At 75.1% G+C, this 17145-nt stretch carries 1 protein-coding gene (cut by a window edge); it reads left to right on the plus strand.

What is annotated here, in order from left to right; genetic code table 11:
* The first annotated feature begins 21 nt into the window (after positions 1–21).
* Positions 22–17145, plus strand: partial view of a type I polyketide synthase gene (locus ACQPZO_RS09705; protein WP_433348953.1) — the 5' portion only. 13026 nt of this gene lie beyond the right edge of the window; only the first 17124 of its 30150 coding nucleotides appear in the window; it begins with the start codon at positions 22–24; the stop codon falls past the right edge of the window.

The following is a 17145-nucleotide window of genomic DNA, read 5'->3' on the forward strand; positions in this document are numbered from 1 at the left end:
GTCCCCAGTACGGAGCTTGTGATGTCTACGTCCGCAGACAAGGTCGTCGAGGCGCTCCGCGCCTCGCTCAAGGAGACGGGCCGCCTCCGTCAGCTCAACCAGCAGCTCACCGCCGCCGCGCGCGAACCGATCGCGATCGTGGCGATGTCCTGCCGCTACCCCGGGGGCGTCTCCACCCCGGAGCAGCTGTGGGACCTGGTCGCGTCGGGCAGCGACGCCGTCGGCGGCTTCCCCACCGACCGGGGCTGGGACCTGGACAACCTGTACGACGCCGACGCCGACCGGGCGGGCCGCTCCACCACCCGCGAGGGCGGCTTCCTCTACGACGCGGCCGAGTTCGACGCCGGCTTCTTCGGCATCTCGCCCCGCGAGGCGGTCGCCATGGACCCCCAGCAGCGGCTGCTGCTGGAGACGTCGTGGGAGGCGTTCGAGTACGCGGGCATCGCGCCCGCGTCCATGCGCGGCCAGAAGGTCGGCGTCTTCGTGGGCACCGCCGCCAACGGGTACGGGATGGGCCCGCAGACCGAGATGGAGGGCACCGACGAGGGCTACCTGCTGACCGGCACGGCCACGAGCGTCGTCTCCGGCCGGATCGCGTACGCCCTCGGGCTGGAGGGGCCGGCGGTCACCGTCGACACCGCCTGCTCGTCGTCGCTGGTGGCCCTGCACCTCGCCGCCCAGTCCCTGCGCCAGGGCGACTTCGACCTCGCCCTGGCCGGCGGCGTGTGCATCATGGCCACCCCCAGCCCGTTCGTCGGCTTCTCCCGGCAACGCGGCCTGGCCCCGGACGGCCGGTGCAAGTCCTTCGCCGCCGCCGCCGACGGCACCGGCTGGGCGGAGGGCGTCGGCCTCCTGCTGGTGGAGCGGCTGTCGGACGCCCAGCGCAAGGGGCACCGCGTGCTGGCCGTGATCCGGGGCAGCGCGGTCAACCAGGACGGCGCGTCGAACGGGCTCACCGCCCCGAACGGCCCCGCCCAGCAGCGGGTGATCCGGCAGGCCCTGGCCAACGCCCGGCTCACCACCGCCGACGTGGACGCCGTCGAGGCGCACGGCACCGGCACCGTCCTCGGCGACCCGATCGAGGCGCAGGCCGTGCTGGCCACGTACGGGCAGGACCGGCCCGCCGACCGGCCGCTGCTGCTCGGCTCGATCAAGTCGAACTTCGGGCACAGCCAGTCGGCCGCGGGCGTCGCCGGGATCATCAAGATGGTGATGGCGATGCGGCACGGCGTCGTCCCGTCGACCCTGCACGTGGACTCCCCGACGCCGAAGGTCGACTGGTCGGCGGGCGCCGTGTCGCTGGTGACCGAGGCGCGGACCTGGCCGGCGACCGGACGGCCCCGGCGGGCCGCGGTCTCGTCCTTCGGCATCTCCGGGACCAACGCGCACACCATCATCGAGGAACCCCCCGCCCCGGAAGCCGACGCCGACGCCCCGGAACCGGCCGTCACCCTCCCGGTGGTTCCGGTGCTGCTGTCCGCCCGCTCCGACGCCGCGCTCGCCGGCCAGGCCGGCCGCTGGGCCAGGTGGCTGGCCGCCGACGGGGACCTGCGTCCCCTGGACGTCGGCTGGTCGTCGGCGGTGTCGCGGTCGGCGCTGGACAGCCGGGCCGTGCTGGCCGCGACCGACCGGGACGAGCTGCTGGCCGGGCTGCGTGCCCTGGCCTCGGGGCAGTCGTCGGGTGCGGTGGTGGCTGGTCGGGCGGCGGACCGGGGTCCGCTGGCGGTGCTGTTCTCCGGTCAGGGGGCGCAGCGCGCCGGCATGGGCCGCGAGTTGTACGAGGGGTTCCCGGTCTTCGCCGCCGCGCTGAACGAGGTGTGTGGGCTGTTCGACGGGTTGCTGCCGCAGCCGTTGAAGGCGGTGCTGTTCGCGGCGGAGGGCACCGCCGAGGCGGCCCTGCTGGACCAGACCGTGTTCACCCAGGCGGGTCTGTTCGCCGTCGAGGTGGCGTTGTTCCGGCTGGTCGAGTCGTTCGGTGTGGTGCCGGACTTCGTGGGCGGGCACTCGATCGGTGAGATCACGGCCGCGCACGTCGCGGGGGTGCTGTCGCTGGCGGACGTGTGTGCCCTGGTGGCGGCGCGGGGCCGGCTGATGCAGGCGTTGCCGGCCGGCGGCGGGATGCTGGCGGTGGGCGCGTCCGAGGCGGACGTACTGCCCAGCCTGGACGGCCTCGCCGACCGGGTCGGGATCGCGGCGGTGAACGGGCCGGCGTCGGTGGTGGTCTCGGGCGAGATCGCCGCCCTGGACGAGGTGGAGAAGACCTGGCGGGACCGGGGGACCCGGACCCGTCGGTTGACGGTGAGTCACGCGTTCCACAGCCCGCTGATGGAGCCGATGCTCGACGAGTTCCGCGCCGTGCTGGCCGGGCTCACGTTCGCCGCGCCCCGGCTGCCGGTGGTGTCGAACGTGACCGGCGCACTGGCCGGCGGCGACGAGCTGCGCACCCCGCAGTACTGGGTGCGGCACGTCCGGGAGGCCGTACGGTTCGCCGACGGAATCACCACGCTCCGCGCCGCCGGGGTCGACACGTTCCTGGAGATCGGGCCCCGCAGCGTCCTCACCGCGATGACCCAGGACGTCCTCGGCCCGCAGCCGGTCGACCCGGCCGCCGACGACGCGACCCCCGTCGTCGCGGTGCCCGCGCTGCACGCCGACCGCCCCGAGCCCCGGGCGCTGCTCGCCGCCCTCGCCGAACTGCACGTCAACGGCGCGGCCGTCGACTGGCCCACGATGTACACCGACACCGGCGCGACCACGGTGGGCCTGCCCACGTACGCGTTTCAGCGGCAGCGCTACTGGCCGGAGCAGCTTCCGGCCTCCGTCACCGGCCCGGTCAGCCCCGACGTCCTCGACGTCGAGTTCTGGTCCGCGGTGGAACGCTCCGACGTGGCGGCGCTGGCCGCGCAGCTCGGCGACGACGGCGCGGACGTCCTCGCCCCGGCGCTGCCGGTCCTGTCGTCCTGGCGCCGGGCGCGGCTGCGCGACGCCGTCGTCGACGGTTGGTCGTACCGGGTGGTGTGGAAGCGTACGGCGACGCCCGCCGCCGCCGCGCCGATCGGCGACTGGCTGCTGCTCGAACCGGCCGGCGACCCGGCGGTGGCGCAGTGGGCCGACGCGCTGACGGCGGCGCTCGGCGCTGTCGGCGGGACGGTCCACCGCCTGCCGGTGGACCCGCTGACCGGCCGGGACGAGCTGGCGGCCCGGCTGGCCGAGCTGCCGGCGGACCGCCGGTTCGCGGCGGCGGTCTCCCTGCTCGGCCTGCTGGACCGGCCGCACCCCGGCCACCCGGCGGTGTCGACCGGCACCGCCGCGACGGCGACCCTGATGCAGGCCCTGCACGACGCCGACGTCGCGCTGCCGGTGTGGACCCTCACCCAGGGCGCGGTCGGCACCGGCGACGCCGACGGCGTCCGCAGCGTCGCCCAGGGCGGACTGTGGGGCCTGGCCCGGGTCGCCGGGCTGGAACACCCTCAGCTCTGGGGCGGCCTGGCCGACCTGCCGGAGCGGCCCGACGCGGCCGGCTGGGACCGGCTCGTGGGCGTGCTGGCCGGGGCCGGCGACGAGGACCAGATCGCCGTACGCCCCTCCGGCGTCTTCGTGCGCCGGCTGGTCCGCGCCGACCCCGCCGGCGTGGGAACCGTCGAACGCTGGCAGCCCTCCGGCACGGTGCTGATCACCGGCGGCACCGGGGCGCTCGGCGCCCACGTGGCCCGCTGGGTGGCGGCCAACGGCGCCGCGCACGTCGTGCTGACCAGCCGCCGTGGCGAGCGGGCGCCGGGCGCGGCGGAACTGCGGGACGAACTGGCCGGGCTCGGCGCGCGGGTGTCGCTGGTCGCCTGCGACGCGGCCGACCGGGCGCAGGTCGAGGCGGTGCTGCGCGACATCGACGCGGACGACGCCCCGCTGACGGCGGTCGTGCACGCCGCCGGCGTGGGCCAGCTCGCCAGGCTGGTGGACACCGACCTGGCCGCGCTCGCCGCCGTCCTCGACGGCAAGATCGCCGGAGCGGTCCACCTGGACGAGCTGCTGGGCGACCGGCCGCTGGACGCGTTCGTGCTGTTCTCCTCGATCGCCGGGATCTGGGGCAGCGGCGGCCAGGCCGCCTACGCCGCCGGCAACGCCTTCCTGGACGCGCTCGCGGAGCGGCGACGCGCCCGCGGTCTCGCCGCCACGGCGGTCGCCTGGGGCCCCTGGGCGGACGGCGGCATGGCCAGCGGGGAGGGCCAGGAGCTGCTGGCCCGGCGCGGCCTCACCGCGATGTCCCCGGCCCAGGCCGTGTACGCCCTGCGCAGCGCCGTCGGCCGGTCCGCGCCGTCGCTGACCGTGGCGGACGTCGACTGGTCCCTGTTCACCCCGGCGTTCGCCGCCGCGCGGCCCCGGCCGCTGCTCGACGACATCGCCGAGGCCCGGGACGCCCTGCGGGCCACCGACGAGGAGCCGGCCGACGGGGCCGGCGGCGGTCTGCGGCAGCAACTGCTCACCCTGCCCCGCGCCGAGCAGGACCGGCACCTCACCGACCTGGTCCGCACGGTCGCCGCCACCGTCCTCGGGCACACCGGCCCGGAGCTGGTCAAGGCGAACCGGGCGTTCAAGGAGCTGGGCTTCGACTCGCTGACCGCGGTGGAGCTGCGCAACCGGCTCAGCGCCGCCACCGGCCTCTCCCTGCCCACCACCCTCGTCTTCGACTACCCGAACCCGGTCACCCTCGCCGACCATCTGTCGTCCGCGCTGCGCCTGCACGAGGTCGACACCGTGGCCACCTGGGGCCCCGCCGGGCCGGTCGACGACGACCCGATCGTCATCGTGGGCATGAGCTGCCGGTACCCCGGCGGCGTGAGTAGCCCCGGCGAGCTGTGGGACCTCGTCGCCACCGGCCGCGACGGCATCAGCGGCTTCCCCGAGGACCGCAACTGGGACATCGCCCGGCTGCTGGCCGTCGACGCCGAGGGCCGGCCGGTGTCGCACACCCGCGAGGGTGGCTTCGTCCCCGGCGCCACCGCCTTCGACCCGGGCTTCTTCGGCATCTCCCCGCGCGAGGCCCTGGCCATGGACCCGCAGCAGCGGCTGCTGCTGGAGGCGTCCTGGGAGGCCCTGGAGCAGGCGGGCGTCGACCCGGACCGGCTGCGCGGCAGCCGCACCGGCGTCTTCGTCGGCGCCTCCCCGTCGGGCTACGGCACCACCGACACCCCGGAGGAGCTGGCCGGCTACCAGCTCACCGGGGGAGCGCACAGCGTCATCTCCGGCCGGGTCTCCTACACCCTCGGCCTGGAGGGGCCCGCGGTCACCATCGACACCGCCTGCTCGTCGTCGCTCGTGGCGGTGCACCTCGCCGCCCAGGCGCTGCGCGGCGGCGAGTGCGACCTGGCCCTGGCCGGCGGCGTGACCGTCATGGTCACCCCCGGGGCGTTCGTGGAGTTCTCCCGGCAGGGCGGCCTCGCCCCCGACGGGCGGTGCAAGTCCTTCGCCGCGTCCGCCGACGGCACCGGCTGGTCCGAGGGCGTCGGCGTCCTGCTGGTCCAGCGCCTGTCCGACGCGCGGCGGCAGGGCCGGCAGGTGCTCGCCGTGCTCGCCGGCAGCGCCGTGAACTCCGACGGCGCGTCCAACGGCCTCACCGCACCGAACGGCCCCGCGCAGCAGCGGGTCATCCGGGCCGCGCTGGCCAACGCCCGGCTCACCGTCGCCGACGTGGACGCCGTCGAGGCGCACGGCACCGGCACCACGCTGGGCGACCCGATCGAGGCGCAGGCCGTGCTGGCCACGTACGGGCAGGACCGGCCGGCGGACCGGCCGCTGTTCCTCGGGTCGATCAAGTCGAACATCGGGCACGCGCAGGCCGCCGCCGGGGTCGCCGGCATCATCAAGATGATCATGGCGATGCGGTACGGGCTGCTCCCGTCGACCCTGCACCTCGACGAGCCCACCCCCCACGTGGACTGGTCGGCCGGCGCCGTGTCGCTGCTGACCGAGGCGCGCCCCTGGCCCGAGGTGGACCGCCCCCGCCGGGCCGCCGTGTCCTCGTTCGGCATCAGCGGCACCAACGTCCACCTGATCCTCGAACAGCCCCCCGCCCCGCCGGCCGGGGACGAGGCGGACGCCGAGGAGCCGACCCCCACCGCCGCGCGGTCGCTGGCCCCGGTGCTCCTGTCCGCCCGCGACAGCGCGGCGCTGGCGGCCCAGGCGGACCGCTGGGCGGCCTGGATCACGGCCGACGAGGACCTCCGCCCGCTCGACGTGGCCCTCTCCTCGGCGGTGTCCCGCGCGACGCTGGACGAGCGCGCCGTCATCGCCGCGACCGACCGGGACGACCTGCTCGCGGCGCTGACCGCTCTCGCCGGCGGGGACCCCTCCGGCGCGGTGGTCACCGGTGCCGCCGGCCAGCGGGGCCAGCTCGCGTTGCTGTTCTCCGGCCAGGGCGCGCAGAGCGCCGGCATGGGCCGGCACCTGTACGCCGAGTTCCCCGCCTTCGCCGCCGCGTTGGACGAGGTGGCTGGGCACCTGGACCCGTTGTTGCCGCGTCCGCTTCGTGAGGTGCTGTTCGCTGCCGAGGGTTCGGCGGAGGCGGAGCTGCTGGATCAGACGGTGTTCACGCAGGCGGGTCTGTTCGCGGTCGAGGTGGCGTTGTTCCGCGTGGTGGAGTCGTTCGGTGTGGTGCCGGACTTCGTGGCTGGTCACTCGGTCGGTGAGATCACGGCTGCGTACGTGGCGGGGGTGCTGTCGTTGGCGGACGCGTGTGTCCTGGTGGCGGCGCGTGGTCGGTTGATGCAGGCGTTGCCGGCCGGTGGCGGGATGTTGGCGGTGGCCGCGTCGGAGGCGGAGGTGCTGTCGACGCTGGACGGGTTCACCGACCGGGTCGGTGTCGCGGCGGTGAACGGTCCGTCGGCCGTGGTGGTGTCCGGGGCGGTCGACGCCCTCGACGAGGTGGAGCGGGTGTGGCGGGGCCGGGGCACCCGGACGCGCCGGTTGACGGTGAGTCATGCGTTCCACAGTCCGTTGATGGAGCCGATGCTCGACGAGTTCCGTGCGGTGCTGGCGGGTTTGACGTTTGCCGCGCCGTTGTTGCCGGTGGTGTCGAACCTGACCGGCGCGCTGGCCGACGGCGATGAGCTGCGCACCCCGGAGTATTGGGTGCGGCACGTGCGGGAGGCGGTCCGGTTCGCCGACGGGGTGACGGCCCTGCGGGCGGCTGGGGTGGACACGTTCCTGGAGGTTGGGCCGCAGAGCGTGTTGACCGCGATGGCCGGTGACGTCCTGCCCGGTGAAGACGGCGTGTTGGCCGTCGCCGTCCAGCGCCGGGACCGGCCGGAGGCCCACGCGTTGCTCGCCGCCCTGGCGGAGCTGCACGTGCACGGCGTGCCGGTGACCTGGACCCAGTGGTTCACCGACACCGGCGCGACCCGGGTCGAGCTGCCGACGTACGCGTTCCAGCACCAGCGGTACTGGCTGTCGCCCGTCGGGCAGGCGGCCGACGTGTCCGGCGCGGGTCTCGGCGTGGCCCGCCACCCGCTGCTCGGCGCGACGGTGTCGGTGGCCGGCGAGGACATGGTGGTGCTGACCGGCCGACTGTCGCTGTCGTCCCACCCGTGGCTGGGCGACCACGTCGTCTCCGGCGCCGTGGTGGTGCCGGGCACCGCCCTGCTCGACCTCGTCGTCCGGGCCGGTGACGAGGTGGGCGCGTCCCGCGTCCGCGACCTCACCGTGCTCGCCCCGCTGGTGCTGCCCGCCGGCGGCGGCGGAATGCGGGTGCAGGTCCGGGTCGGCCCGGTCGACGCCACGGGCGCCCGGCCGGTGACCGTGCACTCCCAGTCCGAGGAGGACCCGGAGGCCGGCTGGACCCGGCACGCCGACGGCGTCGTCGGCCTCCCCACCGCCGAGGAGCCCACCGTGGGCGCCTGGCCCCCGGCCGGCGCGGCCGAGGTGGACCTCACCGGCTGGTACCCGGCCGTCGCCGGGCACGGGCTCGCCTACGGGCCGGTCTTCCAGGGCCTGCGGCGCGCGTGGACCGCCGACGGCACGGTGTACGCCGAGGTGACCCTCCCCGACACGGTGGTCGGGGACCCGGCCGGATTCGGCGTGCACCCGGCGCTGCTGGACGCCGCGCTGCACCCCGTCGGGCTGCTGCCCGCCGAGGCCACCGGCGACGGCCCCCGGGTGCCGTTCTCCTTCGAGGGGGTGCAGGTCCACACGATCGGCGCGCGGACCCTCCGGGTGCGCCTGACCGCGAGCGGGTCCTCGGTGCGGCTGGTCGCCGTCGACGAGGCCGGCACGCCGGTGGTGTCGGTGGACTCCCTGACGCTGCGGGAGATGACCACGGCGAGCACGCCGAACCAGGCGAACCGCTCACTGTTCGAGGTGTCGTGGCAGCCCGAGCAGGTCGCCCCGGCCGACGCCGGGTACGGCTGGGCGGTGCTCGGCGGCGACGCCACCGACGGCGGGGCGCTGACGTCGGCGTACCCGGACGTGGCGGCGGTGGTCGCGGCGGTGACGGGCGCGACGGCCCCCGCCCCGGCGGCGCTGCTGCTGCCCGTGCCCACGGCGACCGATGCCGACCTGCGCGAGGCCGACGCGCGCGATGCCGATGTGCGCGAGGCCGACGTGCCCGACGCCGTGCGTGTCGCGACCGAGGCCGTGCTGCGCGAGGCGCAGGGCTGGCTGGCCGCCGACGCCCTCGCGGACTGCCGGCTGGTCGTCGTCACCCGTGGGGCGGTCGCCGCCCACCCCGACGACCGGGTCACCGACGTGGCGGGGGCCGCCGTCTGGGGCCTGCTGCGGTCCGCGCAGTCGGAACACCCCGGCCGGATCGTGCTGGCCGACCTGGAACCCGACGCCGACCTCGGCCCGGAGCTGCTGGCCATGCTGGCCGGTTTCGCCGCCGACCCGGGCGCGGGCGGGCAGCTCGCGGTGCGCGCCGGCACGGCGTACGTCCCACGGCTGGCCCGCGCGGCCGGCGGCGCGCAGGCCGCGCCGGTGGTCGGCGCGGGCACCGTCCTGGTGACCGGCGGAACCGGCTCGCTGGGCGCCCTGGTGGCCGAGCACCTCGTCACGGCGTACGGGGTGCGGTCGCTGGTGCTGGCCTCCCGCCAGGGCCCGGCGGCCCCGGGCGCGGCCGACCTGGTGGAGCGGCTGACCGGCCTCGGCGCCGCCGTCCAGATCGCCACGGCCGACGTGACCGACCGGGCGCAGGTCGACGCGCTGGTCCGCCGGATCACCGCCGACGGGCGGCTGGCCGGCGTGGTGCACACCGCCGGCGTCCTCGACGACGGCGTCGTCACCGGGATCACCGCCGACCGGCTGGCGGACGTGCTGGCACCCAAGGTCACCGCGGGCTGGTGGCTGCACGAGGCGACGGCGGAGCTGGATCTCGACCTGTTCGTGCTGTTCTCGTCCATCGCCGGCGTGCTCGGTTCCCCCGGCCAGGCCGCGTACGCCGCCGGCAACGCCTTCCTGGACGCCCTCGCCCAGCTCCGCGCCCAGCGGGGCCTGCCGGCGGTGAGCCTCGCGTGGGGCATGTGGGACACCGACGGCATGGCCAGCTCGATCAACGACACCGACCGCGCCCGGGTCAGCCGGGCCGGCCTCACCCCGATGACCGCCCCCGTCGGCCTCGGGCTGTGGGACGCGGCGCTGGCCCACGGCGGGGCCGCGCTGGTGCCGGCCGTGGTCGACCTGCCGGCCATGCGGGCGCAGACCGCCGCCGGCCGGGTGCCGCCGATGCTGCGGACCCTGATCGGCTCGACCGCCAGCCGGCGGCGGCCCGCCGCCGGAGGCTGGGCCGACCGGCTCGCCGGCCTCGACCCGCAGGAGGCGCGCACCCAGGTCGCCCTGCTCGTCCGGGGCCTGATCGCGCAGGTCCTCGGGCACAGCGGCGCCGACCAGGTGCCCGCCGACCGGGCGTTCCGGGAGCTGGGCTTCGACTCGCTGACCGCCGTCGAGCTGCGGAACCGGATCAACACCGCGACCGGGCTGCGGCTGACCTCCACCCTCGTCTTCGACTACCCGACCCCCGGCGCGCTGTCGGACCACCTCTACGAGCAGCTGTCCGGGCAGGTCGCCGAGCAGCGCGACGCCGTGGCGAACACGAACGTCGACGAGCCGATCGCGATCGTGGGCATGGCCTGCCGGTACCCGGGCGGCGTGACGAGCCCCGAGCAGCTCTGGCAGCTCGTCGCCACCGGCGCCGACGGGATCGGCGAGTTCCCGGCCGACCGGGGCTGGGAGCTCGACCGGATCTTCCACCCCGACCCGGACAACCCCGGGACGTCGTACACCCGGCACGGCGGGTTCCTGTACGGGGCGGCCGAGTTCGACCCCGCCTTCTTCGGGATCAGCCCGCGCGAGGCGGTCGCCATGGATCCGCAGCAGCGGCTGCTGCTGGAGGCGTCGTGGGAGACGTTCGAGTCCGCCGGGCTGGACCCGGTGCGGTTGCGGGGCAGCCGGACGGGCGTGTTCGCCGGCCTGATGTACCACGACTACGCCTCGCAGGTGCAGGAGCTGCCCGAGGGGGTGGGCGGCTACATCGGCACCGGCACGTCGGGCAGTGTGCTGTCCGGTCGGGTGGCGTACACGTTCGGCCTGGAGGGGCCGGCGGTGACGGTGGATACCGCCTGCTCGTCCTCGCTGGTGGCGTTGCACCTGGCGGTGCAGGCGTTGCGGTCGGGTGAGTGTGATCTGGCTCTTGCTGGTGGTGTGACGGTGATGGCGACGCCGGGGACGTTCATTGAGTTCTCGCGTCAGCGTGGTCTGTCGCAGGATGGCCGGTGCAAGTCGTTCGCGGCGTCGGCCGACGGCACGGGCTGGTCCGAGGGCGTCGGGATTCTGCTGGTGCAGCGGCTCTCGGACGCCCGGCGGGACGGCCGGCGAATCCTGGCCGTCGTCAGGGGCACGGCGGTGAACCAGGACGGCGCGTCGAACGGGCTTACGGCGCCGAATGGTCCGTCGCAGCAGCGGGTGATCCGGCAGGCGCTGGCCAACGCGCGTCTGACGACGACTGATGTGGACGCCGTCGAGGCGCACGGTACGGGTACCACTTTGGGTGACCCGATCGAGGCGCAGGCGCTGCTGGCGACGTACGGGCAGGACCGGCCGGCAGACAGTCCGCTCTGGCTCGGGTCGATCAAGTCGAACATCGGTCACACGCAGGCCGCCGCCGGGGTGGCCGGCGTGATCAAGATGATCATGGCGATGCGGCACGGGACGATGCCGCGCACCCTGCACGTCGACGAGCCGTCGCCGCACATCGACTGGTCGGCGGGCGCGGTCGAGCTGCTCACCGAGGCCCGCGAGTGGCCCGCCCCGGGCCGGCCGCGCCGCGCCGCCGTCTCCTCCTTCGGCGTCAGCGGCACGAACGCCCACGTGATCATCGAACAGCCGCCCGCCGAGACCCGGACGGAACCGGCGGACGACGCCGTACCGCCGCTGGTGCCGGTGCTGCTCTCGGCCCGGACCGAGGCCGCCGTGGCGGCCCAGGCCGACCGCTGGGCCCACTGGCTCGCGGCCGACGTGACCCCGCGCCCGGCGGACGTCGCCTGGTCCTCGCTGGTCAGCCGGTCGACGCTGGAACACCGCGCGGTGGTCGCGGCCACCGACCGGGACGAGCTGCTGGCCGGGCTGCGCGCCCTCGCCGCCGGCTCGCCGGCCGGTGGGGTCGTCACCGGTACGGGTGCGGCGCGCGGCCCCCTCGCCGTGCTCTTCTCCGGCCAGGGCGCACAGCGCGCCGGCATGGGTCGGGAGTTGGCGGCGGCGTTCCCCGTGTTCGCCGCCGCGTTGGACGAGGTGTGCGGGCACCTGGACCCGCTGTTGCCGCGTCCGCTTCGTGAGGTGCTGCACGCCGCCGAGGGTTCGGCGGAGGCGGAGCTGCTCGACCAGACGGTGTTCACCCAGGCGGGTCTGTTCGCCGTCGAGGTGGCGTTGTTCCGCCTCGTGGAGTCGTTCGGTGTGGTGCCGGACTTCGTGGCCGGTCACTCGGTCGGTGAGATCACGGCCGCGTACGTGGCGGGCGTGTTGTCCCTGGCGGACGCGTGCGCCCTCGTCGCCGCCCGTGGTCGCCTGATGCAGGCGCTGCCGGCCAACGGCGGGATGCTGGCCGTCAACGCGTCCGAGGCCGACGTGACGTCCAGCCTGGACGGCCGCACCGACCGCCTCGGGATCGCGGCCGTGAACGGCCCGTCCGCCGTCGTGGTCTCCGGTGCCGCCGACGCCCTCGACGAGCTGGAGCAGGTCTGGACGGACCGGGGCGTACGCACCCGCAGGCTCGCCGTCAGCCACGCGTTCCACAGCCCGCTGATGGAGCCGATGCTCGACGACTTCCGGACTGCCCTGGAGGCGCTGACGTTCCGCGCGCCGCTGCTGGCCGTGGTCTCGAACCTGACCGGGACGGTCGTCGACCCGCAGGAGATCACCCGCCCCGACTACTGGGTGCGGCACGTCCGCGCAGCCGTCCGGTACGCCGACGGGATCACCGCCCTGCGCGACGCCGGGGTGGACACGTTCCTGGAGGTCGGCCCGCAGAGCGTGCTGACCGCCATGAACGCCGAGCTGCTGGCCGAGGGAACGCTGACGCTCGCGACGCAGCGGCGGGACCGCCCCGCCCCGCAGGCGCTGCTGCACGCGCTGGCGGAGCTGCACGTCAACGGCGTGCCGGTGACCTGGCCGCAGTGGTACGCCGAGGCCCGCCCGACGCTGGTCGACCTGCCCACGTACGCCTTCGAGCACGAGCGGTACTGGCTCGGCGCCGGGCGCCCGCGCGCCGGGGACGTCTCCGGCGCCGGGCTGGGCGTCGCCGACCACCCGCTCCTCGGCGCCGCGGTCACCGTGGCCGGCGAGGACGTCGTCGTGCTGACCGGTCGGTTGTCGGTGTCGACGCACGGGTGGTTGGCCGATCATGTGGTCGGTGGTGTGGTGGTCGTCCCCGGGACGGCGTTGGTGGAGTTGGCGGTGCGGGCCGGTGACGAGGTGGGTGCGTCGCGGGTGCGGGAGCTGACGGTGGCTGCGCCGTTGGTGTTGCCGGCCTCGGGTGGGGTGCGGGTGCAGGTGCGCGTCGGCGCGGCCGACGCCTCCGGCTCCCGGGCCGTGACGGTGCACTCCCAGACCGAGGGCGACCCGGAGGCGGAGTGGATCCGGCACGCCGAGGGCGTGCTCGAAGCGCCCGGCGCGGTGGAGCCGGGCATCGGCGCATGGCCGCCGGCCGGCGCCGACGAGGTGGACCTGACCGACTGGTACGGCGTGCTCGCCACCCACGGCCTGGCGTACGGGCCGGTGTTCCAGGGCCTGCGGCGGGCCTGGGCTTCCGGCGGTGAGGTGTTCGCCGAGGTGGCGTTGCCGGACGAGGTGGCGGGGGACGCTGCGGCGTTCGGGCTGCACCCGGCGCTGCTGGACGCGGCCCTGCACCCGGTCGGGTTGCTGCTGGCGGGTGAGGCCGGCGGCCCTCGGGTGCCGTTCGCGTTCTCCGGTGTGCAGGTGCACGCCTCGGGGGCGTCGGTGCTGCGGGTGCGGCTGACCCGTGAGGGCTCCGGCGTGCGGTTGGTCGCGGTGGACTCCTCGGGCGCGGCCGTGGTGTCGGTGGACTCGCTGGTGCTGCGGGAGATGACCGGGGTGGTTGCCCCGGGTGCGGCGGCGCGGTCGCTGTTCGAGGTGACCTGGCAGGCGGAGGAGGCCGTCTCCGGCGGCGACGCGACCGGGTGGGCGCTGCTGGTAGCGCAGTCGGGGCAGCTGCACGGTGTCGGCGGCGAGGGTGTTGCCGGGCTGGCCGGCGAGCTGGCGGCCCGGGGTGGGCTGGTGGCGTACCCGGATGTGGCTGCGGTGGGGGATGCGGTCGTGGCGGGGGCGGCGGTGCCGGCGGCGCTGGTACTGCCGGTGTCCTACGCCCCCGGCGCGGGGGCGCCCTCGGCGTTGGTGCTGCCGGTGTCCGCCGGTGTCCCCGGCGTGGCGGTGCCGGAGTCGGTGCGCGAGGTCACGTCCGGCGTGCTGTCGGTCGTGCGGTCGTGGCTGGCGGCGGATGCCCTGGCGGGTTCGCGGCTGGTCGTGGTGACCCGGGGTGCGCTGGCGGCCCGGGACGGTGACGAGGTGACGGATCTGGCGGGCGCTGCGGTGTGGGGCCTGCTGCGGTCGGCACAGTCGGAGCACCCGGGTCGGATCGTCCTCGCGGATGTCGACGGTGACGTGGACGCGGGCGTGGTGGCCGTACTGGCCCGGGTCGCCGAGGACGCCGCGGGTGCCCAGGTGGCCGTTCGGGCTGGTCGGGTGTTCGTGCCGCGTCTGGTGCGGGCGGCGGGGTCGGAGTCCTCGCTCGTGGTGGGTGAGGGTTCGGTGCTGGTGACCGGTGGCACCGGCTCGCTGGGCGCGTTGGTGGCCGAGCACCTGGTGGTGGCGCATGGGGTGCGGTCGTTGGTGTTGGTGTCGCGGCGTGGCCCTGACGCTGCGGGTGCGGCCGAGTTGGTGGGGCGGCTGGCGGGTCTGGGTGCTGCGGCTCGGGTGGTGGCGTGTGATGTGACGGACCGGGAGCAGGTGTTCGGGCTGGTCGGGGAGATCACGTCGGCGGGCCGGCTCGCGGGTGTGGTGCACACGGCGGGTGTGTTGGACGACGGTGTGGTGTCGGGGATCAGCGCGGAGCGGTTGGCGGGGGTGTTGGCGCCGAAGGTGTCGGCGGGTTGGTTCCTGCATGAGGCGACGGCGGGTCTGGATCTGGATCTGTTCGTGTTGTTCTCGTCCATTGCCGGGGTGTTGGGTTCGCCGGGTCAGGCGGCGTATGCGGCGGGTAACGGGTTCCTGGACGCCCTCGCGGTGCACCGCAGGCAGGCGGGTCTGCCGGCGGTCAGCCTGGCGTGGGGGATGTGGGACACGGCGGGTATGGCGGCGTCGATCGGTGAGGTGGATCGGGTGCGGTCGGCGCGGTCGGGTCTGCCGCCGATGAGTGCCGAGACCGGTCTTGAGTTGTTCGACGCGGCGTTGGTGGTGGGGCGGCCGGTGTTGGTGCCGGCGGTGGTGGATGTGCCGGCGTTGCGGGCTGCGGTGTCGGGTGGTGTGGTGCCGCCGATGCTGCGGGCGCTGGTCGGCACGACCAGCACGCGCCGCCAGGCGGGACAGGGTGGCGACTGGGCCAACCAGCTGGCGGGCCTGACCCCCGAGGAGGCTCGCGCCCAGATCGACGTGCTGATCCGGGGCCTCGTCGCCCAGGTGCTCGGGCACGGTGGGGCGGAGTCGGTGCCGGCGGACCGGGCGTTCCGGGAACTCGGGTTCGACTCGTTGACGGCGGTGGACCTGCGGAACCGGTTGAACGCGGCGACGGGGCTGCGGCTGGCCTCGACGCTGGTGTTCGACTACCCCACCCCGGCCGTGCTCGCCGACCACCTCTACGAACTGGTCTCCGGTCAGATCACCGCCCGGCGGTCCGCGGTGGTGACCGCGGGCACCGACGAGCCGATCGCGATCGTGGGCATGGCCTGCCGGTACCCGGGTGGGGTGGAGACACCGGAGCAGCTGTGGACCCTGCTGTCCGCCGGAGGCGACGGCATCTCCGAGTTCCCGACCGACCGTGGCTGGGACCTCGACGGCCTCTTCGACCCGGACCCGGACCGCAGCGGCACCTCGTACACCCGGCACGGTGGCTTCCTGTACGGCGCGGCGGACTTCGACCCGGCCTTCTTCGGCATCAGCCCCCGCGAGGCGATCGCCATGGACCCGCAGCAGCGGTTGCTGTTGGAGGCGTCGTGGGAGTCGTTCGAGTCGGCGGGGGTGGATCCGCAGTGGTTGCGGGGCAGCCGGACGGGTGTGTTCGCGGGCGTCATGTACCACGACTACGCCTCCCGGCTGGAGGACCTTCCGCCGGACGCCGAGGGCTACGTCGGGACCGGCACGTCGGGCAGTGTGCTGTCGGGTCGGGTGGCGTACACGTTCGGCCTGGAGGGGCCGGCGGTGACGGTGGATACCGCCTGCTCGTCGTCGTTGGTGGCGTTGCACCTGGCGGCGCAGGCGTTGCGTAGTGGTGAGTGTGATCTGGCGCTTGCCGGTGGTGTGACGGTGATGGCCACCCCCGGGACGTTCATCGAGTTCTCGCGTCAGCGCGGCTTGTCGCAGGACGGCCGGTGCAAGTCGTTCGCGGCGTCGGCCGACGGCACGGGCTGGTCCGAGGGCGTCGGGGTCCTTCTCGTGCAGCGGCTGTCGGACGCGCAGCGGGACGGCCGGCGGATCCTGGCGGTCGTGCGGGGCACGGCCGTGAACCAGGACGGTGCGTCGAACGGGTTGACTGCGCCGAATGGTCCGTCGCAGCAGCGGGTGATCCGGCAGGCGCTGGCCAACGCGCGTCTGACGACGACCGATGTGGACGCGGTGGAGGCGCACGGCACGGGTACCACTTTGGGTGACCCGATCGAGGCGCAGGCGCTGTTGGCGACGTACGGGCAGGACCGGTCCGAGGATCGGCCGTTGCTTCTCGGGTCGGTGAAGTCGAACATCGGTCACACGCAGGCTGCGGCTGGTGTGGCGGGCATCATCAAGATGATCATGGCGATGCGGCATGGTGTGGTGCCGGCGACGTTGCATGTGGACGAGCCGTCCCCGCACATCGACTGGACGGCCGGCGCGGTCACCCTCGCCACCGAGGCCACCCCGTGGCCCGCGGTCAACCGGCCCCGTCGGGCGGCCGTGTCGTCGTTCGGGATCTCCGGCACGAATGCGCATGTGATCATCGAGCAGCCGTCCGCCCCGGTGATCGAGGGTGTGGTTGTCGATCGGGTGGTGCCGCCGGTGGTGCCGGTGGTGTTGTCGGGGCGTACGGGTGGTGCGTTGGCGGCGCAGGCGGGCCGGTGGGCGCGCTGGTTGTCGGCCGATGCGGCTGTGCGTCCGGTGGATGTGGCCTGGTCGTCGATCACCACCCGACCCGCCCTGGAACAGCGGGCGGTGCTCCTGGCGAACGACCGGGACGACCTGATCGCGGCGCTGACCGCTCTCGCCGCCGGGGACCCCTCCGGCGTGGTGGTCACCGGCGCCGCCGACCAGCGCGGTCAGCTGGCCCTGCTGTTCTCCGGTCAGGGCGCGCAGCGTGTCGGGATGGGTCGGGAGTTGGCGGCGGCGTTCCCCGTGTTCGCCGCCGCGTTGGACGAGGTGGCTGGGCACCTGGACCCGTTGTTGCCGCGTCCGCTTCGTGAGGTGCTG

This window comes from Micromonospora sp. CA-111912, assembly GCF_050948415.1.
Classification (GTDB): Bacteria; Actinomycetota; Actinomycetes; order Mycobacteriales; family Micromonosporaceae; genus Micromonospora.